The organism is Blastococcus sp. HT6-4 (assembly GCF_039679125.1).
In the GTDB taxonomy this organism is placed as follows: domain Bacteria; phylum Actinomycetota; class Actinomycetes; order Mycobacteriales; family Geodermatophilaceae; genus Blastococcus; species Blastococcus montanus.
This window is the reverse complement of record NZ_CP155551.1, coordinates 3,688,436-3,712,459: the sequence shown is the minus strand read 5'-3', so window position 1 is coordinate 3,712,459 and position 24,024 is coordinate 3,688,436. Positions and strand designations below refer to the sequence as shown.

22 protein-coding genes are annotated in these 24,024 nt (G+C 73.9%); 18 read left to right on the top strand and 4 right to left on the bottom strand.

Features of this window, described 5'->3' with window-relative positions:
* Positions 1-30 precede the first annotated feature (30 nt).
* On the top strand, positions 31-1,245 hold the full coding sequence (locus ABDB74_RS17635) for an NADP-dependent isocitrate dehydrogenase (RefSeq protein ID WP_346620065.1): 1,215 nt from the start codon (positions 31-33) through the stop codon (positions 1,243-1,245).
* A 102-nt stretch (positions 1,246-1,347) separates the two neighbouring features.
* On the opposite strand, the gene ABDB74_RS17630 is transcribed toward ABDB74_RS17635, so the two are convergent.
* Entirely contained in the window at positions 1,348-1,698 is a 351-nt protein-coding gene (locus tag ABDB74_RS17630) for a CAP domain-containing protein (protein WP_346620064.1), read from the bottom strand.
* Here ABDB74_RS17630 and ABDB74_RS17625 point away from each other — a divergent pair.
* Together ABDB74_RS17625 and ABDB74_RS17620 are read left to right on the top strand one after the other, a co-directional pair.
* Entirely contained in the window at positions 1,682-2,389 is a 708-nt protein-coding gene (locus ABDB74_RS17625) for a hypothetical protein (protein WP_346620063.1), read from the top strand. The genes ABDB74_RS17630 and ABDB74_RS17625 overlap by 17 nt on opposite strands.
* Before the next feature lie 164 nt (positions 2,390-2,553).
* Positions 2,554-3,885, top strand: a complete 1,332-nt coding sequence (locus tag ABDB74_RS17620; protein WP_346620062.1) for a hemolysin family protein — start codon at positions 2,554-2,556, stop codon at positions 3,883-3,885.
* Positions 3,886-3,898: 13 nt separating this feature from the next.
* Here the strand turns inward: ABDB74_RS17620 and galE are convergent, their stop codons facing one another.
* The gene (galE, locus tag ABDB74_RS17615) at positions 3,899-4,852 is read right to left on the bottom strand and encodes a UDP-glucose 4-epimerase GalE (protein ID WP_346620061.1); all 954 of its coding nucleotides are present in this window, start codon (positions 4,850-4,852) and stop codon (positions 3,899-3,901) included.
* A gap of 42 nt (positions 4,853-4,894) precedes the next feature.
* On the opposite strand from galE, the gene hisC reads away from it, so the two are divergent.
* The 4 genes from hisC (at position 4,895) to ABDB74_RS17595 (ending at position 8,724) form a co-directional block, all read left to right on the top strand.
* Positions 4,895-6,004 carry a histidinol-phosphate transaminase gene (gene hisC / locus ABDB74_RS17610; RefSeq protein WP_346620060.1) on the top strand — a complete coding sequence of 370 codons (1,110 nt, stop codon included), beginning with the start codon at positions 4,895-4,897 and terminating at the stop codon, positions 6,002-6,004.
* A gap of 83 nt (positions 6,005-6,087) precedes the next feature.
* Entirely contained in the window at positions 6,088-7,116 is a 1,029-nt protein-coding gene (trpS, locus tag ABDB74_RS17605; protein ID WP_346620059.1) for a tryptophan--tRNA ligase, read from the top strand.
* The gene (locus ABDB74_RS17600) at positions 7,113-7,679 is read left to right on the top strand and encodes a 2'-5' RNA ligase family protein (protein WP_346620058.1); all 567 of its coding nucleotides are present in this window, start codon (positions 7,113-7,115) and stop codon (positions 7,677-7,679) included. Before trpS ends, ABDB74_RS17600 begins: the two co-directional genes overlap by 4 nt.
* Positions 7,680-7,731: 52 nt before the next feature.
* On the top strand, positions 7,732-8,724 hold the full coding sequence (locus ABDB74_RS17595; RefSeq protein ID WP_346620057.1) for a YihY/virulence factor BrkB family protein: 993 nt from the start codon (positions 7,732-7,734) through the stop codon (positions 8,722-8,724).
* On the opposite strand, the gene ABDB74_RS17590 is transcribed toward ABDB74_RS17595, so the two are convergent.
* A complete protein-coding gene (locus ABDB74_RS17590) occupies positions 8,615-9,928 on the bottom strand; it encodes a serine hydrolase (protein WP_346620056.1) in 1,314 nt (437 codons plus the stop codon). The genes ABDB74_RS17595 and ABDB74_RS17590 overlap by 110 nt on opposite strands.
* Positions 9,929-10,191: 263 nt before the next feature.
* Between ABDB74_RS17590 and ABDB74_RS17585 the strand changes: the two genes are divergently transcribed.
* The 11 genes from ABDB74_RS17585 to ABDB74_RS17535 all read left to right on the top strand — a co-directional run bounded on the left by ABDB74_RS17585 (position 10,192) and on the right by ABDB74_RS17535 (position 22,589).
* Positions 10,192-11,229, top strand: a complete 1,038-nt coding sequence (locus ABDB74_RS17585) for a BMP family ABC transporter substrate-binding protein (RefSeq protein ID WP_346620055.1) — start codon at positions 10,192-10,194, stop codon at positions 11,227-11,229.
* Between the two features lie 234 nt (positions 11,230-11,463).
* Positions 11,464-13,047, top strand: coding sequence for an ABC transporter ATP-binding protein (locus ABDB74_RS17580; protein ID WP_346620054.1), 1,584 nt, complete (start codon positions 11,464-11,466; stop codon positions 13,045-13,047).
* The gene (locus ABDB74_RS17575) at positions 13,044-14,267 is read left to right on the top strand and encodes an ABC transporter permease (protein WP_346620053.1); all 1,224 of its coding nucleotides are present in this window, start codon (positions 13,044-13,046) and stop codon (positions 14,265-14,267) included. The genes ABDB74_RS17580 and ABDB74_RS17575 overlap by 4 nt, the downstream gene beginning before the upstream one ends.
* Positions 14,264-15,535 (top strand): ABC transporter permease, encoded by a 1,272-nt coding sequence (locus tag ABDB74_RS17570; protein WP_346620052.1) that lies wholly within the window; start codon positions 14,264-14,266, stop codon positions 15,533-15,535. The genes ABDB74_RS17575 and ABDB74_RS17570 overlap by 4 nt, the downstream gene beginning before the upstream one ends.
* 8 nt (positions 15,536-15,543) lie before the next feature.
* Positions 15,544-15,960 (top strand): cytidine deaminase, encoded by a 417-nt coding sequence (locus tag ABDB74_RS17565; RefSeq protein ID WP_407062179.1) that lies wholly within the window; start codon positions 15,544-15,546, stop codon positions 15,958-15,960.
* Positions 15,960-17,237, top strand: coding sequence for a thymidine phosphorylase (locus ABDB74_RS17560; protein WP_346620050.1), 1,278 nt, complete (start codon positions 15,960-15,962; stop codon positions 17,235-17,237). The genes ABDB74_RS17565 and ABDB74_RS17560 overlap by 1 nt, the downstream gene beginning before the upstream one ends.
* Positions 17,238-17,364: 127 nt before the next feature.
* The gene (locus tag ABDB74_RS17555) at positions 17,365-18,264 is read left to right on the top strand and encodes an ABC transporter ATP-binding protein (RefSeq protein ID WP_346620049.1); all 900 of its coding nucleotides are present in this window, start codon (positions 17,365-17,367) and stop codon (positions 18,262-18,264) included.
* Entirely contained in the window at positions 18,261-19,082 is an 822-nt protein-coding gene (locus ABDB74_RS17550) for an ABC transporter permease (RefSeq protein ID WP_346620048.1), read from the top strand. Before ABDB74_RS17555 ends, ABDB74_RS17550 begins: the two co-directional genes overlap by 4 nt.
* 13 nt (positions 19,083-19,095) lie before the next feature.
* Complete coding sequence (locus ABDB74_RS17545; protein WP_346620047.1) at positions 19,096-20,169, top strand: adenosine deaminase; 1,074 nt, start codon at positions 19,096-19,098, stop codon at positions 20,167-20,169.
* Positions 20,170-20,172: 3 nt separating this feature from the next.
* On the top strand, positions 20,173-20,871 hold the full coding sequence (locus ABDB74_RS17540; RefSeq protein WP_346620046.1) for an MgtC/SapB family protein: 699 nt from the start codon (positions 20,173-20,175) through the stop codon (positions 20,869-20,871).
* Positions 20,872-21,116: 245 nt separating this feature from the next.
* Positions 21,117-22,589, top strand: a complete 1,473-nt coding sequence (locus ABDB74_RS17535) for a DEAD/DEAH box helicase (protein WP_346620045.1) — start codon at positions 21,117-21,119, stop codon at positions 22,587-22,589.
* A gap of 71 nt (positions 22,590-22,660) precedes the next feature.
* Here the strand turns inward: ABDB74_RS17535 and ABDB74_RS17530 are convergent, their stop codons facing one another.
* Positions 22,661-24,016, bottom strand: coding sequence for a hypothetical protein (locus ABDB74_RS17530; RefSeq protein WP_346620044.1), 1,356 nt, complete (start codon positions 24,014-24,016; stop codon positions 22,661-22,663).
* Positions 24,017-24,024 lie beyond the last annotated feature (8 nt).

The following is a 24,024-nucleotide window of genomic DNA, read 5'->3' as shown; positions in this document are numbered from 1 at the left end:
GTCAGAGCTGCAGAGAGGGAAATCAACCACGTGAGCAAGATCAAGGTCGAGGGCACCGTCGTCGAGCTCGACGGCGACGAGATGACCCGGATCATCTGGCAGTTCATCAAGGACCAGCTGATCCTCCCGTACCTCGACGTCAACCTCGAGTACTACGACCTCGGCATCGAGTACCGCGACGCCACCGACGACCAGGTGACGGTCGACTCCGCCAACGCGATCAAGAAGCACGGCGTCGGCGTCAAGTGCGCGACCATCACGCCCGACGAGGCGCGGGTCGAGGAGTTCGGGCTCAAGCGGATGTACCGCTCGCCCAACGGGACGATCCGCAACATCCTCGGCGGCGTCATCTTCCGCGAGCCGATCATCATGGAGAACGTCCCGCGGCTGGTGCCGGGCTGGACGAAGCCGATCGTCGTCGGCCGCCACGCCTTCGGTGACCAGTACCGCGCCACCGACTTCAAGTTCCCCGGCGAGGGGACGCTGACCATCACCTTCACCCCGAAGGACGGCTCGGCGCCCATCGAGCACGAGGTCTTCCAGTCGCCCGGTGGCGGCGTCGCGATGGCGATGTACAACCTCGACGAGTCGATCCGCGACTTCGCGCGCGCCTCGCTGAACTACGGGCTCCAGCGCGAGTACCCGGTCTACCTCTCCACCAAGAACACGATCCTCAAGGCCTACGACGGCCGGTTCAAGGACCTGTTCGAGGAGGTCTTCCAGGCCGAGTTCAAGGAGAAGTTCGACGCGGCCGGCATCACCTACGAGCACCGGCTGATCGACGACATGGTCGCCGCCTCCCTCAAGTGGGAGGGCGGCTACGTCTGGGCCTGCAAGAACTACGACGGTGACGTGCAGTCCGACACCGTGGCCCAGGGCTTCGGCTCGCTCGGCCTCATGACCTCGGTGCTGATGAGCCCCGACGGCCGCACCGTCGAGGCCGAGGCCGCCCACGGCACGGTGACCCGCCACTTCCGGCAGCACCAGAAGGGCGAGCAGACGTCGACGAACCCGATCGCGTCGATCTTCGCCTGGACCCGGGGCCTGGCCCACCGCGGCAAGCTGGACAACACCCCCGAGGTGACCCGCTTCGCCGAGACCCTGGAGAAGGTCTGCGTCGACACCGTCGAGAGCGGCCAGATGACCAAGGACCTCGCGCTGCTGATCTCCAAGGACCAGCCGTGGCTGAACACCCAGGACTTCCTGGCGGCCATCGACGCCAACCTGCAGAAGGCCATGGCCTGACGTAGGACCTCGTCGGCGCGGGCCCCTCGACCTCCGGGTCGAGGGGCCCGCGTGCGTTCCCGGGACGGTGCGCCCCGCGGCGCCGGGCCGGGGAGATAGGCCTCAGCCGAAGAGCTGGGTCCACCAGGGGCCGCCGGCGCCGGTGGCCACGCCGACGCCGAGCGTCCGCAGCCGGCAGTCGAGGATGTTCTTCCGGTGCCCCGGGCTGTTCATCCACGCCTCCATGACGGCCGCGGCGTCCCGCTGGCCGCGGGCGATGTTCTCCGCCCGCGCCGTGATGCCGACCTGCCTGGCTCGCTCGAACGGGTCGACCCCGGACGGGTTCACGTGGTCGAAGAACCCCCGGTCGCGCATGTCCGCACTGTGTGCGCGCGCCACGCCGGCCAGCGCCGGGTCCGCGGTGACCGCGCCACAGCCGGCGAGGGCCCGCTGCTCGTTGACCAGGGCGAGCACCTGCGCCTCGTCCCCGGGCGCGGCCGGGGTGGCCGCCGCCGCGACGGGCGCGGAGGGGCGGGAGCCGGCGGACGACGGGGCGGGGGCCACCGGGGACGACGAGGAGCCTGCCGACGACGACGGCGCCCTCGAGGACGACGGTGCCGACGACGAGGACGGGGCCTGCGACGAGGACCGCGCGGCCGGGGAGCCGGCCGCAGCACCGGCCGACGGCGGGTCGGCCGGTGCCGGCCCGGTCACAGCCCCCGTCGTCGGCCCGGTCACCCGCGGGGGCGGCCCGGGCGCCACCGAGGCGGGCGGCACCGAGCCGCCCGTGGACGGCGGTGCGGCCGGGTGCAGGCCGGTCCCGGGTCCGGCCGTGGCCTCCGGCGAGGTGCCGGGGAACGCCGAGGTGGAGGACTCGTGCGGTGATCCGGCCGACGAGCCGTGGGCTGACGAACGCGACGACGAGGCGTCCAGGGACACCGGCGGTGAGCCGGAGGTTCCCGACACGACCGGCACTGCGACGAGCACGGCCGTCATCACCGCCGTGACGACCACGGCGAAGGCGAGGCGCCGGACGCGGTTGCCCGGCCGGTGGAAGGGGAGCAGTCCCGGCCGGAGGACGGCGGCGCGCAGTCGGGCGGGCAACGGGGAACCGGGTGGCCGGTGGCGCATGGGGATCCTCAGGAAGATCACGATCTGTTACTGAGTGGAGACTAACCGTGTTTCAGCGTCGGCGGTAGCCCCGTGCGGTGGCCGGGGTCACCCTCCGGCCGGAGGGCGACCGGGCATGGGCGAGGCCCCGCCGGGCAGCATGGACCGGGCACCATGGAACGGTCCGTCCCCGCCACAACCCCGAGGAGCACGCCGCCGGTGAGCGACGTCTGGCTCAACATCGTCATGGTCGTCGCCTTCGTCATGATCGGCGGTGTCTTCGCCGGCGCCGAGATCGCCCTGGTCTCCCTTCGGGAGTCGCAGGTCCGCGCGATGGCCGAGCAGGGTGGCCGCCGCGGTCAGGCGGTGCAGAAGCTGCTGAAGGACCCGAACCAGTTCCTGGCCGCCGTCCAGGTCGGGGTCACGCTCGCCGGCTTCTTCTCCGCCGCGTTCGGCGCGAGCACGCTGTCGGCCCCGCTGGCCGACTGGCTGCAGGGCAGGGGGATGAGCGAGGGGCTGGCCGGCACGCTCGCGCTCGTGCTGGTCACCATCGCGATCAGCTACGTGTCGCTGGTCCTGGGCGAGCTGACCCCCAAGCGGCTGGCGCTGCAGCGGGCCGAGGGCTTCGCGCTGCTGGTCGCGGCGCCGCTCAACGCGATCGCCAAGCTGTCCCGGCCCGTCATCTGGTTGCTGTCGAAGTCGACGAACGGCCTCGTCCGGCTGGTCGGCGCCGATCCGAAGGCCAGCGGCGAGTCGATCAGCCAGGAGGAGCTGCGCGACCTGGTGGCGGCGCACGAGTCGCTCAGCAGCGACGAGCGGCGGCTCATCGACGAGGTGTTCCGCGCCGGGGAGCGCGAGGTCCGCGAGGTCATGACGCCGCGCACCGAGGTGCAGTTCCTCGACGCGTCCATGACCGCCAGCCGGGCGGCCAAGCTCGTCGCCGAGTCGAACTGGTCGCGGTTCCCGGTCGTCGGGCGGGACGAGGACGACGTCGTGGGTTTCGTGCACGTCCGCGACCTGTTCCTGCCCAACCACCCGGCCGGCCGGGCGGCGACCGTGGGTGACCTCGCCCGGGAGGTCACCCGGCTCCCGGGGACGGCGGCCGTGCTCACCGTGCTCAGCGAGATGCGCCGGGAGAACCAGCACCTCGCCATCGTGGTCGACGAGTACGGCGGGACCGACGGCATCGTCACCCTCGAGGACCTCATCGAGGAGGTCATCGGGGAGATCTACGACGAGTACGACGAGGAGGTCGCCCCCGAGGCGGGGCAGTCACCCGACGCCCCTCGCGAGGTCGACGGCCTGCTCAACCTCGACGACTTCGCCGAGGCCACCGGGCTGCGGCTGCCGGAAGGGCCGTACGAGACGGTCGCCGGCTACGTGCTGGCCGACCTCGGGCGGCTGCCCGAGGTCGGCGACACGGTCGAGGTCGAGGGCCGGCAGCTGGCGGTGCTGGAGCTCGACGGCCGGCGGATCGCCCGCCTCGAGGTCAGCCCGCCGCCGGCCGCGGCGCCGGAGGGCGAGGAGAGCAGCGAGGCCCCGGCCGGCTGAGCGAGAACTCCGCTCAGCGGGTCCGGGCGACGTCCCACGCGTCGCGGACGATGCCCACGAGGTCGGTGTGCTTCGGCGACCAGCCCAGGTCCGCCCGGATCCGGTCGCTGGAGGCGACCAGCTGGGCGGGGTCGCCGGCCCGTCGTTCCCCCACGGTGACGGGGATCGGGTGACCGGTGACCTCGCGGGCGGCCTCGACGACCTCCTGCACCGAGAAGCCGGTGCCGTTGCCGAGGTTGTAGATCCGGTGCTCCCCGGCCGCGGGGGCGGGCAGCGCCAGCAGGTGGGCGTCGGAGAGGTCCTCGACGTGCACGTAGTCGCGGATGCAGGTGCCGTCGGGGGTCGGGTAGTCCTGGCCGTAGACGGTGAGCGAGCCCCGCTGTCCGGCCGCCACCTGCAGCGCGATCGGGATGAGGTGGGTCTCGGTGGCGTGCCGCTCGCCCAGCCCGTACGCCGCGCCGGCGACGTTGAAGTAGCGCAGGCTCACCGCCGCGAACCCGTGCGCGACGGCGTAGGAGGTCAGCATGTGGTCGACGGCGAGCTTCGAGGCGCCGTAGGTGTTGGTCGGCCGGGTCGGAGCGTCCTCCCGGATGGGCACCGTGTCCGGCTCGCCGTAGGTGGCCGCCGTGGAGGAGAACACGATCCGGCGGCAGTCGGCCGCCCGCATGGCCTCGAGCAGGGCGAGCGACCCGCCGACGTTGGTGTCCCAGTAGTCCTCGGGGCGCTGCTGGGAGACCCCCACGAGGCTCTTCGCGGCGAAGTGCAGCACCGCGTCGGGGCGCACCTCCGCCAGCACCGGCGCCGAGTCGTGCAGGGACACCTCGGCCAGCGTGGCGCCGTCGGGCACCGCGTCCGCATGCCCGGTCGAGAGGTCGTCGAGCACGGTGACGTCGTGACCGTCGGCGAGCAGGGCCGCCGTCACTACGCTGCCGATGTAGCCGGCGCCGCCGGCGACGAGTACGCGCATGGGGCCCACCCTATGAGGGCGGGCCGGAGGTGGAGGAGTCCCGTGGTCAGTGCCCGCCCTGCGGTGCAGTCGCTCCCGGCGTACAAGCCGGGCCGCAACCCCGCCGACCTGGCTCGCGAGATCGGCGTCGAGCGGGCCGTGAAGCTGGCCAGCAACGAGGTCGCCTTCCCGCCGCTGCCCGCCGTCGTGCAGGCCGTGACGGCAGCGGTCACCGAGACCAACCGGTACCCCGACAACGGTGCCGTGGTGCTCACCCGGGCACTCGCCGAGCGGTACGACGTCGACCCCGCGCAGGTGGCCACCGGCTGCGGGGCGGTCGCGATCTGCCAGGAGCTCGCCCAGGCCTACAACGACCCGGGGACGGGCATCGCCTTCGCCTGGCGGTCCTTCGAGATGTACCCGTTGCTGGCCCGGGTGGCCGGCGCCCGTGCCGTCCAGGTCCCCCTGGTGCCCGGCCGCCCCGGGGGGGCGCCCGACACCCACGACCTGACCGGGCTCGCCGCCGCGCTGGACGCCACCACCCGGCTGGTCTTCGTCTGCAACCCCAACAACCCCACCGGTACGGCGGTGCGACGGGGCGAGCTCGAGCGCTTCCTCGACGCGGTGCCGGCCGGCACGCTCGTCGTCCTCGACGAGGCCTACCGCGAGTTCGTCACCGACCCCGAGGTCCCCGACGGGGTAGAGCTCATGCGCGGGCGGCCGAACGTCGCCGTCCTCCGGACCTTCTCCAAGGCGTGGGGCCTGGCGGGGCTGCGGGTGGGCTACCTGCTGGCCGAGGACCCCACGGTCGCCGAGGCGGTGCGCAAGACCCATCTGCCGTTCAGCGTCGGCATGGTGGCCCAGGCCGCGGCGGTCGCGGCCCTGGCCAGCGAGGAGGAGGTCCGGTTCCGCTGCGCCGCCGTCGTCGCCGAGCGCGAGCGGCTGACCGTGGCGCTGCGCGAGCGCGGTCTGGAGGTCGCCGAGAGCCAGGCCAACTTCGTGTGGCTGCCGGTGGGGGAGCGGACGACCGAGCTGGCCGCCGCGCTGGAGGCGCGGGCGGTCATCACCCGCCCGTTCGCCGGGGAGGGCATCCGCGTCACGGTCGGCACTCCCGAGGAGGACGACGTCTTCCTCGCCGCGCTGGACGACGCACTCGCCGCCGTGGCCTCCTGACCTGCGCCGACCGGGGTCTCCAGATGATCATGCTGCCGACGGAACGGGGGAGGCCGGAACGACGGGCAGGTCGGGCTGGTTTGATGACCGACGTGCCTCTTCCCCGTGTCTTCTCCGGCATCCAGCCGACGGCGGGCTCGTTCCACCTCGGCAACCACCTCGGCGCCCTGCGCCAGTGGGTGGCCCTGCAGGAGACGGCCGAGGCGTTCTACTGCGTCGTCGACCTGCACGCGATCACCATGGACTGGGATCCCGAGGAGCTGCGGCGCAACACCCTCGTCTCGGCGGCGCAGCTGCTGGCGCTGGGGGTCGACCCCGAGCGCAGCACCCTGTTCGTGCAGAGCCACGTCCCCGAGCACGTGCGGCTGTCCTGGGTGCTCGAGGGCATCGCCCGCTTCGGCGAGGCCAGCCGGATGACCCAGTTCAAGGACAAGAGCCAGAAGGAGGGCGCCGCCGGGTCCTCCGTGGGGCTGTTCACCTACCCGGTGCTCATGGCCGCCGACATCCTGCTCTACCAGACCGACCAGGTGCCCGTCGGTGACGACCAGCGCCAGCACCTGGAGCTCACCCGGGACCTCGCCACCCGGTTCAACGGCCGCTTCGGCCCGACTTTCACCGTGCCTGCGGGGCTCATCCCCGAGGGCGGCGCGCGGATCATGGACCTGCAGTCGCCCGACAAGAAGATGAGCAAGAGCCTCCCGCCGGCCGGCTGCGTCCTCCTGCTCGACGACCCGAAGACCACCGCCAAGAAGATCCGGTCCGCGGTCACCGACACCGGCCGCGAGGTCGTCGCCGACGCCGAGAACAAGCCGGGCGTCACCAACCTGCTGACCATCCACAGCGCGCTGTCGGGGCAGAGCGTCGCCGCGCTCGAGCAGCACTTCGCCGGGCGTGGCTACGGCGACCTGAAGAAGGAGCTCGCCGAGGTCGTCGTCGACTTCGTGACGCCGGTCCGGGAGCGCACCTTGGAGCTGCTCGACGACCGCGCCGAGCTCGAGCGCGTCCTCGCCCGTGGCGCGGCGCGTGCCCACGACGTGGCCTCGACGACCATCGCCACGGTCCACGACCGGGTCGGCTTCCTGCCGGCGTCCGCGGCGGACACGGGCGCATGAACGACGACACCTTCGTGGCCCGGCGGCCGACGCCCCCGGAGACGGCGGTGCTCGGTGTCATCGTCCCCGTCCCGGAGCCGTGGGCGCAGCTGCTGGTCGACTGGCGGACGAAGGTCGGTGATCCGCAGGCGAGGCTCGTCCCCCCGCACGTGACGCTGCTGCCGCCCACCGAGGTGCCGGTGTCCGACCGGCCGGCCATCACCGACCACCTGGCCGCCGTCGCGGCCGGACATCCGCCGTTCGACATGCACCTGGCGGGCACCGGCACCTTCACCCCGGTCTCCGACGTGGTGTTCGTCGCGGTGGCCCGGGGGATCGGCAACTGCGAGATGCTGGCCCACGACGTCCGCCAGGGGCCGCTGGCCCGGTCGCTGTCCTTCCCGTACCACCCGCACGTCACCGTGGCCCACGACGTGCCGTCCGACATGCTGGAGCTGGCCTACTGCGGCCTGCAGGAGCTGTCCGCGGAGTTCCGCGTGGAGCACTTCACCGAGTTCGAGCAGACGGCCGGCGGCGCCTGGTCGGTCGCCCGCGAGTACCCCCTCACCGGCGCCTGGCGCTGAGCGGGGCGGGGGCCGGAGGGCGGCGCGGGAGCCGATCGCCCAGACTCGGGCGGTGAGTTCGAGCCGCTCCGGCGACGCCCCGCCCGCCAAGGGGTTGCCGGCCCGCACGTGGGACCGCGTCGAAGCCGCGATCGGCGCTGCCCGCCGGCGATCGCCGTGGTTCGACCACCTGGCCCGGGCGGGGGGCCGCTACCGCCGCACGCAGGGCGACCTGATGGCCGCCGGCGTCACCTACTTCGTCTTCCTCGGGCTGTTCCCGATGCTGCTGCTGGTCGCCTCGGTCATCGGCCTGGTGATCGCGGGCGACGAACTGTTGCAGCGCGAGCTCTACGCCGCCATCCGGGAGGCGTTCCCGGGCGCCACGGGCGAGGAGATCGTCGCCGAGCTCGACGGCGCGGTCGGCTCGGCGGGGGTCGTGGGCGTCATCGGCCTGGCCGGCTTCATCTACGCCGGCCTGCGGGCGATGGACAAGCTGCGGATCGGCATGGAGCGCATCTGGAAGGGCCGCCCCGAGGAGCCGGAGTTCCTGCGCGACAACGTCCAGGACGTCATGGCCCTGCTCATCCTCGGCGTGGTGGGGCTGTCGAGCCTGGGGCTGACCGGCGTCGCCACCTGGGCGACCTCCTGGCTGCTCGAGCTGCTCGGCCTCGAGGATGCTCCCGGGCTCTTCGTGCTCACCACGGTGGTCAGCCTGGCGCTGGCCTTCGCCGGCGACGTCGTCGTGTTCCTGTGGCTGCTCAAGGTCGTGCCCGCGACCGCGCACCCGCTGCGCCGGCTGCTGCGCGGGGCGCTCTTCGGGGCCGCCGGGTTCGAGGCGCTGAAGCTGATCGGCAACCTCTACCTCTCGCTGATCTCCGGGAGCGTGACGGCCTCGGCGTTCGGCGGTGCCGTGGGCATCCTGGTGTGGATCAACATCGTGTTCCGCTTCGCCTTCTTCACCGCCGCCTGGACGGCGACGATCCCGGCGCTGGAGATCGCGGCGGCGGAGCGGGCGCCGCGCCCGCAGTCCGACGCGCCCGTGCACGAACGGTCACCGTCGCGCTGAGCGCCCCGGCGCCGGCCACGGACAGCACCACCGCGGCCCACGGGATCCCCGACTCCGCCGCCGGTCCGGGGAGGGCCTCCGGCGACGCACCGGCGGCGGTCACCGGGATCGACGTCGGGGTGGGCGCAGCGGTCGGGCTCGGCGTCGGCGTCACCAGGTCGGCGGGGCGGACGAGCCGGCCCACGCCCGGGCTGTCGGCGGGGACGGCGAAACCCCAGTCGAGCAGCAGGGCGGCCTGGTCGGCCGCGCGGAGCGGGGTGGGCTCGGTGTCCATCACGCTCACGACCAGCCGTCGGCCGTCCCGCTCGGCCGCGGTGACGAAGGTGTGCCGGGCGGCGTCGGTGAACCCGGTCTTGCCGCCGAGGTTCCCCGGGTAGCGGGTCAGCAACGGGTTCTGGTTCTGGATCTGGAACCCCGGCCCGCGCCCCTCGACCGCGGGCATGTCCGCGGTCCGGGTGCGCAGCAGGGCCGCCGCGACGGGATCCTCCACGAGGGCGCGGAAGAGCAGCGCCAGGTCGTAGGGCGAGGACGACTGGCCGGCGACGTCGAGCCCGGAGGGCGAACCGGCGACGGTGTCGAAGGCCCCGAGCTCCGCGGCGGTCCGGTTCATGGCCGCCAGCGTGGCCGCCTCCCCACCGCCAGCGCGGGCCAGCGCGGAGGCCGCGTCGTTGCCCGACTGCAGCACGAGCGCGGTGAACAGCAGCGGGACCGGGTACCGGCCGCCCGCCACCAGGCCGACCCGGCTGCCCTCCACCTGCTCGTCCTCGACCGTCCCCTCCACCACCTGGGCCGGGTCGAGCCGGGGCAGCAGCGCCAGCACGGTGAGCACCTTGAGCGTGCTCGCGGGGTAGTACCGGCCGTGCGCGTCGCGGGCGGCCAGCACCGCGCCGGTGCCGGCGTCGGCCACCAGCCAGCCGGAGGCGGCGACCCCGGCGGGCAGCGGGGGAGCGTCGCCGGCGACCACGATCCCCCGGGCACGCAGCCGCTCGCCGCCCACGGTGGTCCCGTCGGGCGCGCTGCCCCGCGGTGGCAAGCCGGTGCGAGGGGCGCTCGGGGTGGGCGCGGTGTGGTCGACGGTCGGCCGGGCCGCCGGCGCCGGCGCCGTTCCCCGAGCCGGTTCGGCGTGCGCCGGGACGACGGGTGCGACCGCGACCGCGAGGAGGGCGGCGGCCGCGAGGAGTGCCGCGCGTGGTCGTCGTCCCATGTCCGCACAGGCTAGGGGCGGTGACGTGGACCACGGCCTCCGGGAGTCGATCACCACGTTCGGCCGGGCCTTCGCAACGATCGGGTCTCAGTCCGCGGCGGAGGTGGTAACCCGCTCCGTCCGCGCGGTTAGCGTCCCCGGTGTCGTGCCCCCATCGACGCGCCGCCGGTGCGGTCCGGGGCGCGTGCACCACCCACCCCGGGAGGCCCCGCCGGTCGCGGACGCCTCCCCCCAGAGAGGAGACCGTTGTGCGCCGAGCGCGGATGACGAAGGCCGCGGCGCTGCTGCTGGCCGGCAGCCTGGGCCTGGCGGCCTGCGCCAGCGACGAGGAGCCCCAGGCGGGCGGGAGCGCCGGCGCGGCCGGGGAGGACCTCCAGGTCGGCCTCGCCTACGACGTCGGTGGCCGCGGCGACCAGTCGTTCAACGACTCGGCCTACGCCGGCGTCGAGGCCGCCGTCGGGGAACTCGGCGGCGACATCCAGGAGTTCAGCCCCAACGAGGACGGGTCCGACCGTGTCGAGGGCCTCGCCAATCTCGCCGAGGCCGGTTACGACCCGGTCATCGCGGTCGGCTTCGCCTACGGCGAGTCGATCGGCGAGGTGGCCGCTGAGTTCCCCGACACCACCTTCGCGATCGTCGACTCGTCGGTCGCCGAGCTGGACGTCGACAACGTGACCGGGCTGCTGTTCGCCGAGGAGGAGGGGTCGTTCCTCGCCGGTGCCGCCGCGGCGCTGAAGAGCGAGACCGACCACGTCGGCTTCGTCGGTGGCGTCGAGATGCCGCTGATCCAGAAGTTCGAGGCGGGCTACGTCGCCGGCGCCCAGCACGTCAACCCGGACATCCAGGTCGACGTCGAGTACATCTCGCCGGCCGGTGACTTCTCCGGCTTCGGCGACCCGGCGCGCGGGCAGATCCTCGCCCGCAGCATGTACGACGCCGGCGCCGACATCGTCTACCACGCGGCGGGCGGCTCGGGCACCGGCGTCTTCCAGGCGGCGGCCGAGACCGGCAACCGCGCGATCGGCGTCGACTCCGACCAGTACCTGGCGGTCGACGACCCGGCGCTCCAGGCCGTGATCATGACCTCGATGCTCAAGCGGGTCGACAACGCCGTGGAGTCGTTCATCACCGACTACTCCGAGGGCAACGTCCAGGGCGGCGTCGACATCCTCAACGACCTGGAGAGCGACGGCGTCGGCCTGGCCAGGTCCGGCGGCCAGATCGACGACATCGAGGGCCAGATCGAGGAGTACCGCCAGCAGATCATCGACGGCGAGATCGAGGTCCCGGCGACCCCGTGATCCCGGTGCGGGCCCGTCTCCGGGCGGGCCCGTACCACGGTGCGGTCCACGGCGGGCGCCGGGGCGGGCTCCGGCACCGCCACGGGGTGCGGCATCATGCCCGTGCCGGTTCGTGCGGCCGGTCCCACCGCTTCCGGTAGGGCCCGGCGGGGACGGAGCGATCCCGTCCCTGCCGGCGCAGACGAGTGGACGTGCGCCGCGTACCCGCGGCCGCACCGCGAGAGAGAGGCCCCCATGGCCGCAGCAGGATCGGCCGGCGGTACCCCGCCGGCCGGTGACGGGCCGGCCGCCGGCGCTCCGTACGCCGTCGAGCTGCGCGGCATCACCAAGCGCTTCCCCGGCGTGGTGGCGAACAAGGACATCGAGCTGCGGGTCCGCCGGGGCGAGGTGCACGCCGTCGTGGGGGAGAACGGGGCCGGCAAGTCCACCCTGATGAAGACCCTCTACGGGATGCACCGGCCGGACGAGGGGCAGATCCTCCTCGAAGGGCGCGAGGTCCACTTCCGCAGCCCCGCGGACGCCATCGAGGCGGGCATCGGCATGGTGCACCAGCACTTCATGCTCGCCGACAACTTCACGGTGCTGGAGAACGTCGTGCTCGGCAGCGAGCCGACCAGGGCCGGGCGGCTGGACCGGGCGGAGGCCCGGCGGCGGATCACCGAGATCTCCGAGCGCTACCAGCTGGGGCTGGACCCCGACGTGCTCGTCGAGGACCTGGGGGTCGGTGACCGGCAGCGGGTCGAGATCGCCAAGGTCCTCTACCGCGGGGCCCGCACGCTGATCCTCGACGAGCCGACCGCCGTCCTCGTGCCCCAGGAGGTCGACGAGCTGTTCGGCAACCTCGCCGAGCTCAAGCGCGAGGGTCTGGCGGTCATCTTCATCTCGCACAAGCTCGACGAGGTCCGCCGGGTGGCCGACTCGATCACCGTCATCCGCCGCGGGACCACGGTCGGCGAGGCCGACCCGCGGACGACGACGGCCAAGGAGCTGGCCCAGATGATGGTCGGCTCGGAGCTCCCCACCCCCGGGAAGCGCAGCTCGACCGTCCGCGAGGTGCCGGTGCTGCGGCTGGCCGGGGCGACGGTCGCCAACGGGACCGGCCGGCCCCTGGTCGATGCCGTGGACCTGACCGTCCGCGAGGGCGAGGTCGTCGGCATCGCCGGCGTGGAGGGCAACGGGCAGGCCGAGCTCGTCGACGCGATCATGGGCCTGCGCACGCTGGCGGCCGGCACCGTCCGGCTGGGGGACGAGGACATCACCGGGTGGAGCACCCGGGCCCGGCGCGAGGCCGGCATGGGCTTCATCCCCGAGGACCGCCACCGCCAGGGGATGCTGCTGGACGCGCCGCTGTGGGAGAACCGGATCCTCGGGCACCAGACCCGGCCACCGGCGGCCCGCGGACCCTTCATCGACCGCGGCCGCGCGCGCACCGACACAGCACGGATCATGCGCGAGTACGACGTCCGCGCCCCCGGTCCCGACTCGCTCGCCGCCGCGCTCTCCGGCGGCAACCAGCAGAAGCTGATCGTCGGCCGCGAGATGAGCGCCGCCCCGCGGTTGCTCGTCGCCGCGCACCCGACCCGCGGCGTCGACGTCGGCGCCCAGGCGGTCATCTGGGAGCTGCTCAAGGACGCCCGCGCCGAAGGGATGGGCATCGTGCTGATCTCGGCCGACCTGGACGAGCTGATCGGGCTCTCCGACACCCTGCACGTCATGCTCCGGGGCCGGCTGGTCGCCACCGTGGACCCCCGTCAGGTCACCCCCGAGGAACTCGGCGGGTACATGACCGGCGCCCGGACCGCGGCGGGTGCCGCATGAACAGGCTCCGTCAGACCGGCCTGGCGCTGCTCGGCCCCGTGCTCGCCATCCTCGTGGCCCTGGTCATCTCCGGCGGGGTGATCGCGCTCATCGGCGAGGACCCGCTGCGGGCGCTGCAGGTCATGGTCGATCTGGGCGACGCGCCGTCCCAGCAGGTCCAGTCGATCGTGGTGATCCTCAACCGCGCCGTCCCGCTGTTCCTCGCCGGGCTCGCCGTGTCGATCGCCTTCCGGATGGGCCTGTTCAACATCGGCGTCGAGGGCCAGTACCGGATCGCCACCATCATCAGCGCCGCGGTGGGTGCCGCGGTGGTGCTGCCGGGCCCGCTGCACATCCTGCTGGTGATCGTGGTCGCGATGGTCGTCGGCGCCTTCTGGGCCGGCATCGTCGGGGTGCTGAAGGTGACCCGCGGCGTGAGCGAGGTCATCAGCTCGATCATGCTCAACTTCATCGCGCTGGGGTTGGCGTCCTTCCTGCTCACCGGGCCGCTGCGGGGCAGCCCCGAGGGGGCGTCGATCATCACGACGGCGCCGCTGCCCGAGTCGGCCTGGTTCCCGGGTCTGAACGGGGTGCTGGCCGCCTTCGGCCTGGCCGAGCCGCGCACCGAGCTGTTCGGGTTCCTCGTGGTCTCGGTCGTCGTCGGCGTCGTGATCGCGGTGCTCGTCCAGCGGACCCGGTTCGGCTTCGACCTGCGGGCGACCGGCATGTCGGCGTCCGCGGCCACGGCCAGCGGCGTCGACGCCCGCCGGATGGTCGTCACCACCATGCTGCTCTCGGGCGCGGTGGCCGGCCTGATCGGCCTGCCGGACCTGCTGGGGGACACCCGCTCCTTCGGGACCGAGTTCACCGCCGGCCTGGGCTTCCTGGGCATCGCCGTCGCCCTGCTCGGCCGCAACAACGTGCTGGGCGTCGCCCTGGCCGCACTGCTGTTCGCGTTCCTCGACCGCGCGGCGCTGCCGCTCCAGTTCGCCGACATCCCCGCCTCGGTCGTCACGATCATCCAGGGCACGATCGTGCTCGCCGTCGTGATCGCGAACGAGATCGTCCGCCGGCTGACCCTGCGCTCGGCCGAACGGGCCGGTGCCGCGGTGACCGGTGAGCCGCCGGACGCCGGCGGCGGCGGTGGCGGGCCGGGCGGCACCGGCCCCGACATCGGCCCCGACGGCGGGCACCGGGTCCGCACCGGCACCCCCGGCACGCCCGAGGAGGCGCGAGCATGAGCACCGCTTCCACGACCACCCGGCCCAGCCGCGGCCCGCTCACCGATCTGCTGACCGGCGGTGGCCGGGGTCGGCGGATCCTGTGGCTGGTCGTCGGCCTGCTGTTCGTCTTCTCCTTCACCCGGGCGGTCTCCGGGGAGGAGGCGCTGACCTCGTCCTCGACGCTGCGCGCGGCGCTGCTGCTCGCGGTGCCGATCGGGCTGGCCGCGCTCGGCGGGCTCTACTCCGAGCGGGCCGGCGTCGTGAACATCGGCCTCGAGGGGATGCTCATCCTCGGGACCTGGGGTGCCGGGTGGGCCGGCTGGCACTGGGGCTGGCAGGGCGCCGTCGTCGGCGGCATCGTGCTCGGCGCGGTCGGCGGCCTCCTGCACGCCATCGCGACGGTGACCTTCGGCGTCGACCACGTCATCTCGGGCGTGGCGATCAACATCCTGGCCGCCGGCCTCGTGCGCTTCCTCTCGGAGCTCGTCTACGTCGAGGGGACCGGGGGAGGGCCGACCCAGTCGCCGTCCCTGCGGGGCGGCCCTCCGGAGATCTCCGTCCCGGTGCTGTCCTCCGGACCGGACCTGCTCGGCGACCTGGAGAACACCGGGTGGTTCCTGCTCGGCGACCTGGCCGGGATCCTCCGCGGGGTCACCAGCGGGATCGGCGTGGTGACGGTGGTCGCGCTGCTGCTGATCCCGATCTCCTACCTCATCCTGTGGCGGACGGCGTTCGGGCTGCGGTTGCGGTCGTGCGGTGAGAACCCGGCGGCGGCCGACTCGCTGGGCGTGCCGGTCTACCGGATGAAGTACATCGCCGTGATCATCTCCGGCGCGCTGGCCGGCCTCGGTGGCGTCTTCCTCGTCTTCGTCGCCGGCATCTACCGCGAGGGGCAGACCGGTGGCCGTGGCTTCATCGGGCTGGCCGCGCTCATCTTCGGCAACTGGCGACCGGGTGGGCTGGCCGCGGGCGCCGGTCTGTTCGGCTTCGCGGACGCCCTGCAGCTGCGCAGCCGGACGGCGGTCGTCGCGCTGCTGCTGCTGGTGGCGCTGCTGCTGGTCGGGGTGGCCGTCCACCAGGCGATGCGTCGCCGGTGGATCCCGGCCGTGTTCGCCGGGGTGTTCGCGGCGGCGGCGCTCATCGGCTTCCTCACCATCGAGGAGCTGCCCGACGGCATCGTCTTCTTCACCCCCCACCTCACCACCCTGCTGGTGCTCTCGCTGGCCTCCCAGCGGTTGCGGATGCCCAAGGCCGACGGACTGGTCTACCGACGAGGGGAGCACTAGTGCCCGCCCTGCCCGAGCCGGACTGGGACGCCCTGCGGGCCGCGGCCCGCGAGGCCATGACGCACGCCTACGCCCCGTACTCGCGGTTCCCCGTCGGGGTCGCCGGCCTGGTGGACGACGGCCGCGTCGTCACCGGCTGCAACGTCGAGAACGCCTCGTACGGGCTGGGGCTGTGCGCCGAGTGCGGGATGGTCAGCGACCTCGCGCGCACCGGCGGCGGCCGGCTGGTGGCGGTCGCCTGCGTCGGCGGGGACGGGCAGCCGCTCATGCCGTGCGGCCGGTGCCGGCAGCTGCTGTGGGAGCACGGGGGAGCGGACATGCTCATCGAGACGGTCTCGCTCGGCATCGTGCCGATGCGCGAGGTGCTGCCCGACGCGTTCGGGCCCGAGGACCTGGTCGCCGCGGCCGAGCGGGGGCAGGGCTGATGGCGGGGCACGACGCGATCGACGTCATCCGGGCCAAGCGGGACGGCGGGGTGCTGACGGCGGAGCAGATCCGCTGGGTCATCGGCGCGTACACCGACGGCAGCGTGCCCGACGAGCAGATGAGCGCGCTGCTCATGGCGCTGTTCTTCCGCGGCATGTCGGCCGACGAACTCGCCGTCTGGACCCAGGCGATGATCGACAGCGGCCAGCGCAAGGACCTCTCCTCGCTCGGCCGGCCGACCGCCGACAAGCACTCCACCGGCGGCGTCGGCGACAAGATCACCCTGCCGCTCGCCCCGCTGGTCGCCGCCTGCGGGGTGGCCGTGCCGCAGCTGTCGGGGCGGGGGCTCGGGCACACCGGCGGGACGCTGGACAAGCTCGAGTCGATCCCCGGCTGGCGGGCGGACGTGCACGAGGAGGCGTACCTGGCGCAGCTGCGCGACGTCGGCGCGGTCGTCTGCGCGGCCGGGCACGACCTGGCTCCGGCGGACAAGAAGCTCTACGCGCTGCGCGATGTCACCGGCACCGTCGAGTCGATCCCGCTGATCGCCAGCTCGATCATGAGCAAGAAGATCGCCGAGGGCGCCGACGCGCTGGTGCTGGACGTGAAGACCGGCTCCGGCGCCTTCATGAAGGATCCCGAGCTCTCCCGCGAGCTGGCCCGGACCATGGTCGGCCTGGGCGAGGCGGCCGGCGTGCGCACCGTCGCCCTGGTGACGGCGATGGACCGGCCGCTGGGCCGGTCGGCGGGCAACGCCGTGGAGGTCGCGGAGTCGGTGGAGGTGCTGGCCGGCGGCGGCCCCGCCGACGTCGTCGAGCTCACGCTGGCGCTGGCCCGGGAGATGCTGGCCGGCGCCGGCCGTGGCGACGTCGACCCCGCCGAGGCCCTGGCCGACGGCCGGGCCATGGACGTGTGGCGGCGGATGATCGCCGCCCAGGGCGCCGACCCCGACGCGCCGCTCCCGCAGCCGGCCGAGCGGCACGTCGTCACCGCCCCGGCCACCGGCACCCTGACCCGGCTGGACGCCTACGCGCTCGGGGTGGCGGCGTGGCGGCTGGGCGCCGGGCGGGCGCGCAAGGAGGACCCGGTGTCGGCGGCGGCCGGCATCACGTGGACGGCGACGGTGGGGGAGCGGGTGACCGCCGGGCAGCCGCTGCTCGAGCTGCAGACCGACGACGCCGCGCGCATCCCGCGGGCGCTCGAGGCGCTGGAGGGGGCCGTCGGCGTCGACACCGACGACCGGCCGCTGCCCCTGGTGCTCGACCGCATCACATGACACTGCGACCCTCCGGGCCGCACCGCGGCCAGGAGCCGTCCCCCGCGGATGTGGAGCCGCGGCGTCGCGCCTGCCCGGACCCCTCCGGGGCCCACGCGGCGGGACACGGCAGGGAGACTATCTATTCGTGACCCGTTCGACCGCGACGGCGGCGCCGCCGCAGCAGCTGACGTCCCCGCTCGACCCCGAGGCCGCCATCTCCATCCGGGGCCTGGTCAAGCGGTACGGCGAGCGCGCCGCCGTCGACGGGCTGGACCTCGACATCCGCCGGGGCGAGATCTTCGCGCTGCTGGGGCCCAACGGAGCGGGGAAGACGACGACGGTCGAGATCTGCGAGGGCTACCGCGGCCGCGACGGCGGCGAGGTGCGCGTGCTGGGCGTCGACCCCGCGAAGGGCGGCCGCCGGTGGAAGGCCGACCTGGGCATCGTGCTGCAGTCCGGGGCCGGTGACAGCCAGCTGTCGGTGCGGGAGCTCCTCGCGGCGCAGGCCTCCTACTTCGCCGACCCCCGCGACCCCGACGAGGTGCTGGAGCTCGTCGGCCTCACCGAGAAGGCCGGCGCCCGAGGCAGGACCCTGTCCGGTGGCCAGCGCCGTCGGCTGGACGTGGCCCTGGGGATCGTGGGCCGGCCGCGGCTGCTGTTCCTCGACGAGCCCACCACCGGCTTCGACCCGGAGGCGCGCCGCCAGTTCTGGTCGCTCATCCGGTCGCTGCGCGAGCTCGGCACCACGATGCTGCTGACCACCCACTACCTCGACGAGGCCGAGGAGCTGGCCGACCGGGTGGGGGTGATCGCCCGGGGGCAGCTGGCCGAGGTCGCCGTCCCCACCGCGCTCGGCGGCCGCGGCACCGCGCCCGCCGTCGTCAGCTGGACCGAGGACGGCGCCCGGCGCACCGCCGAGACCGGCACCCCGACGGCGTTCGTCGCGCAGCTCGCCGCCCGTTTCCCGGGTGAGGTGCCCGACCTCGCGGTGAACCGGCCGACGCTCGAGGACGTCTACCTGAAGATGATCGGGGAGCACTCGTGAGCACCGTCGCGCCCGGGCGCACCCCCCTGCCCTCGGTCGGCCGGGTCTCCCGCACGCGGGCCGGGGTGGAGCTCAAGGAGTTCTTCCGGCAGCGCGAGTCGGTGGTCTTCACGCTGCTGTTCCCGGTGATCCTGCTGCTCGGCCTCGGCGCGGTGCTCGACTACGACCTCGGCTCCGGCGTCGACTTCCCGCAGTACTTCATGGCCGGGGTGATCGCCGCCGGGATCGTCGGCGCCAGCCTGCAGAACATGGCGATCCACATCGCCGGAGAGCGGTCCGACGGCACGCTGAAGGCGCTGGCCGGCAGCCCGATGCCGAAGACCGCCTACTTCGTCGGCAAGGTCGTCCAGGTCGTCGCGGTCACCGTCGCGACCATCGCGATCCTGCTGCTGGTGGGCGTCCTCGTCTTCGGTGTGGACCTGCCGTCGGGCACCGACTGGCTGACCTTCACCTGGGTGACCCTGCTCGGTGCGGCCGCCTGCACGCTGCTGGGCATCGCCGTCTCGTCGCTGGCCCGCAACGCGCGGTCGGCCTCGGCCACGATCACCCCGATCGCGCTGGTGCTGGAATTCATCTCCGGGGTCTTCATGCCGTTCGACCAGGTGCCCGGCTGGCTGCAGGACGTCGCCGCGGTCTTCCCGGTCAAGTGGCTGGCGCAGGGGCTGCGCTCGGTGTTCCTGCCCGACTCCCTGGCCGCCCGGGAACCGGCCGGCTCCTGGGAGCTCGGCACCGTCGCCATCGTGCTCGGCATCTGGTGCGTCGTCGGGCTGCTGCTCTGCATCCGTACCTTCCGCTGGCAGGACCGGGACGGTGGCTAGGTAGTTTTCTCGTGTGTCCGCACCGCTGAACGCCGAGAACGTCCGCCGTGCCCCGAAGGTCCTGCTGCACGACCACCTGGACGGCGGTTTGCGGCCGCAGACCGTGCTCGAGCTGGCCGACGCGGCCGGTTACCGCGCGCTGCCGGCGTCGGACGCCGCGAGCCTGGGCCGCTGGTTCCGGGAGGCCGCCGACTCCGGTTCGCTGGTGCAGTACCTCGAGACGTTCGCGCACACCGTCGGCGTGATGCAGACCCCCGAGGCCGTCCACCGGGTGGCCCGCGAGTGCGCCCTGGACCTGGCCGCGGACGGCGTCGTCTACGCCGAGGTGCGCATGGCCCCCGAGCTGCTCACCGCGGGGATGCCGATCGAGGCGGCCGTCGAGGCCATGCTCGACGGGTACGCGCAGGGCAGCCGCGACGCCGCCGGGGCCGGCACGCCCATCCGGATCGGCACCCTCCTGTGCGCGATGCGGCAGGACGACCGCTGGGACGAGGTCGCCGGCCTGGTGGTGCGCTACCGCGACGCCGGAGCGGTCGGGTTCGACCTGGCCGGCCCGGAGATCGGCTTCCCGCCGGACCGGATCCCCTCGGCCCTCGCGATCCTCGACCGCGGGCACGCCCACCGGACCATCCACGCCGGCGAGGCCGCCGGGATCGACAGCATCGTGGCGGCGCTCGACGGCGCCGGCGCCGAGCGTCTCGGCCACGGCGTGCGGATCGCCGACGAGGTCGGCGCGGACGGCACGCTGGGCCCGGTGGCGGAGCGGGTGCGCGACCGGCAGGTGACCCTCGAGGTCGCGCCGTCGTCGAACGTGCAGACCGGCGCCTACCCGTCACTCGGCGCGCACCCGGTCGACCGGCTGCACCGGCTGGGCTTCGCGGTCACGCTGAACACCGACAACCGGCTGATGAGCGGCGTCTCGGCCACCAGCGAGATCACCGACGTCGCGACGACGTTCGGCTGGACGTGGGACGACGTGCAGACGGTCACCGAGCGGGCGCTGGCCGGGGCGTTCCTGCCCGACGACGAGCGGCGGCGGCTGCGCGACGACGTCGTCCGGCCCGGGTACGCCGCCCTGCGCGGCTGAGCCGTGTCCCTCCTCCTCGCCGAGCCCACCGGGCAGACGTGGTCCCAGGTCGGTGACCTCGGGATCGCGTTCGTGCTGTCGGCGCTCATCGGGCTGGAGCGGGAACTGCGCCACAAGGCGGCGGGGCTGCGCACCCTCACCGTCGTCGGGTTCGCCGCGGCGCTGTTCATGGTGATCAGCCAGGCGCAGTTCGGCGACTCCCGCGTGGCGGCCCAGGTGGTCTCCGGGCTGGGGTTCATCGGGGGCGGCCTGATCTTCGTCCGCCGGGACGCGGTCCGCGGGCTGACCACGGCGGCGATCGTCTGGCTCACCGCCGCCGTCGGGATGGCGGCCGGCGCGGGGCTGTGGCTGTTCGCGGTCGTGGCGACCGCCGCGCACTTCGCCGTCTCCTACGGCTTCACCCCGCTCGCCCGCCGGCTGTCGGGCCGGGTGACCCGGGTGCACTCCCTGGTGCTGACCTACCGGGACGGCGAGGGGGTGCTGCGGCGGGCGCTGGCCGAGTGCACGCAGCGCGGCTTCACCGTGCGCGACCTCGCCACGACGACCGACGAGGGCGGGACGAGCGCCGCCGCCGTGCGGCAGGCGACCGTGCGGCTCTCGGTCGAGGGGACCGGGCCGGTCACGGCCCTCGCGGTCTGGCTCGCCGACCTGGACGGCGTGCTCGCGGTCCGGGTCGACGACTCCGACCTGGACCCCGACTGACCGGCCGGGTGGGGGGCGTCACTCCCGGTCGGGGGAACAGCGCCGCGATCTTCGCTGCTACCGTAGGCGTACCGGCACAAGGCCGGTCATCCTCCCGGACGGTTTGTCCGGGCACGAGCGCATCCGTGCAGATCCCGCGTTCCATCCCTGGGCGCAGACGATCGCCAAGTGAGGACGCCGGTACCTGACGGTGCTCCTCCTCTTTCACGGGACGCGCTCCGAGCAGTATCGGAGCCCCACCCCGCATGACTTTGGTCCACCCTGTCTCGTTCGAGTCGAACACGACCGACACCGCAGTTCAGAACACCCCTGAGAGCACCACCCCGGAGATCGCCGTCGAGGCGCCGACCGGCCCCACCTTCGGCCAGCTGGGCCTGCCCCAGCCGCTGGTGACCGCGCTCGAGCGGCGTGGCATCCACCGCCCCTTCGCCATCCAGACCTCGGCCCTGCCGGACGCCCTCGCCGGGCGCGACGTGCTGGGCAAGGCCGCCACCGGCTCGGGCAAGACGCTGGCCTTCGGGCTGCCGCTGCTCGCCCGCATCGGTGCCGAGGTCAAGAACGGCCGCCGCGCCCCGCGTGGCCTGGTCCTCGTGCCGACCCGCGAGCTGGCCCAGCAGGTGCACGACAACCTGGCACCCCTGGGCCAGGCCACGGGCGTCGTGCTGGCCACCGTCTACGGCGGCGCCCCCATGTACCGCCAGATCCAGCAGCTGCGCCGCGGCGTCGACGTCGTCATCGCCACTCCCGGGCGGCTGCAGGACCTGATCAGCCAGGGCGAGTGCACCCTCGCCGACGTCGTCGTCACCGTGCTGGACGAGGCCGACTTCATGGCCGACCTGGGCTTCCTCCCGGTCGTCAAGGAGCTGCTCGACCAGACCGACCGCAACGCCCAGCGGCTGCTGTTCTCGGCGACGCTGGACGGTGAGGTCGACTCGCTGGTCCGCCGCTACCTCAAGGACCCGGCCCGGCACGAGGTCGTCCGCCCCGGCGGCGAGGCCCCGCCGGCCGAGCACCTGGCCTTCACCCTCGCCTTCCGCGACAAGCTGCAGGTGGCCACCGAGCTCGCCGGCCGCCCCGGCCGCACGATCATCTTCGCCCGCACCCAGCTGGGCGTGGACCGGCTGGCCGAGAACCTGAAGGCCGCCGGGATCAAGGCCGAGGCCATCCACGGCGGTCTGCCGCAGTCGGCCCGCAAGCGTGCGCTGGAGGAGTTCACCGACGCCCGCTCGCCGGTCCTGGTCGCCACCGACGTCGCCGCCCGCGGCATCCACGTCGACGACGTCTCGCTGGTGCTGCACTACGACCCGCCGACGGACGCCAAGACCTACCTGCACCGCTCCGGCCGCACGGCCCGCGCCGGTGCCGCCGGTGTGGTCGTCTCGCTGCTCCTCCCGGACCAGGTGGGGCAGGCCAAGCGCCGGTTCCGCACGGCCAAGGTGGACCCGCCCCTGGACCGCACCCGGCCCGGCGACAAGCCGATCCTGGACCTGGTCGCCGCCGGCATCCCGGTGGAGCCCAAGGAGCGCACGCAGCGCGACATGCGCCGCGGTGGCGGTGGCCCCGGTGGCCGTCCGCGCCGCGACGGTGACCGCCCCGGCGGTCCGCGCCGCTCCTACGGCGACCGCAACCGCTCCGGCGGTGGCGAGCGGTCGGGCCGGCCCGGTGGCGAGCGTCGCTTCACCGGCGAGCGCTCGGTGCGTCCCCCGCGCCAGGGCTGATCACCCGCACCACGCACGACGGCGGCCCGTCCCGGAATTCCGGGGCGGGCCGCCGTCGTCGTCGGTCCCGCTCAGTCGCGGAAGACCAGGGCGCCGCTGACGGCGACGACCGCGTCGTCCCACAGCGGGCGCAGCTGGGCGGCCTCGGCGGCGTCGAGCGGGGTGCCCGGCTCGCGGTCGGCCCGTGCGACCGCCCGGCCCAGGGGCATCCCGGGGGCCAGCAGCTCCTCCACGCGGGTCAGGTCGGCGTACTCCGCGAGGTCGCGCACGCCCTCCACCGGCTGCACCAGCGCCCGGTGCGGCACCAGCCCGGCGGCGCCGTCGGCGACCTCGGTGAGCACCTCCGACAGTTCGGTGAGGTCGTAGCGGTCCTGCTCGGCCGGCAGCGGCAGCGTGTCGGTGTCGGCCACCTCCGGCCACGAGGCGATCTCGGTGAGGTCGTGCTGCTCGTTGCCGGCGCAGAACCGGGCGAGGTCGGCGGGGGTGTCGAAGAGGAAGACCTCGCCGTCGCGGCCGAGGAAGCGGGCGACGTCCTCGACGTAGCACCGGAGGGTCACCCCGGCGCCCTCCGGTACGACGATCTCGACGGGCAGGATGCCGACGGCCTCCCAGAACTCCGCGGCCGCGGCGACCGCGGCGGGCGAGGCGGTCACCCGGCTGCCACGCGCGATGGCGCGCACCCCGGCGCCCGTGGCCACCGCCGCGGCGGTCGCGCCGCCCGGCTCGGTGACGGCGACGTCCAGCGGCTCGGGGGTGGCGTCGTCCTCGTCGACGTCGCCGGTGTCCTCGCCGGCCTCGGAGGCGGGCGGGTACTCCTCGATCGTGGCGGTGCCGGCGCCGGTCCAGTCGAAGTGCTCCGACAGCTCCTCGACGACGTCCTCCCACAGCTCGTCGAGGACGCTGCCGACACCGATCCACGCGTCCTCGCCGGAGCGACCGGCGAAGGCCTCCACCCCCAGGCCCAGCGAGCCGATCTCGGGCTTGCCGGCGAGCTCGGCGACGGCCTCGAACTGCTCGTCGTCGTCGTCCTCGTCGGTGGTGTCCAGGCACTCGGCGAGCCGGGTCACGATGTCGACGGTCGCCGCGAGCTCCTCCACGGCCCACCGGTCGGGGTCTTCGGCGGCGATGTCGTACACGCCGTCGAGGTCGTACCGGTGGTCGTCGTCGGGGGTCAGGTCCGGGGCGCCGAGACCCGCGACGACCGGCCACACCGGGTGGTCGGCGAGGTCGTGGTCGGTGCTCGTCCGGCAGAAGGCGGCGAGCTTCGCCGGGGTCGGGAAGAGGTGCACGGTCGCGACGTCGCCCTCGGTCGTGCCGAGGAACGCCTGCCACTCCTCGCCGTCCTCCTCCCAGGGCGGAGCCCACAGGGTGTACCCCGTGCGGTCGTCGACGGTGAGGGAGATCGGGACGATGCTCGGCCTGGCCACCCGACCAT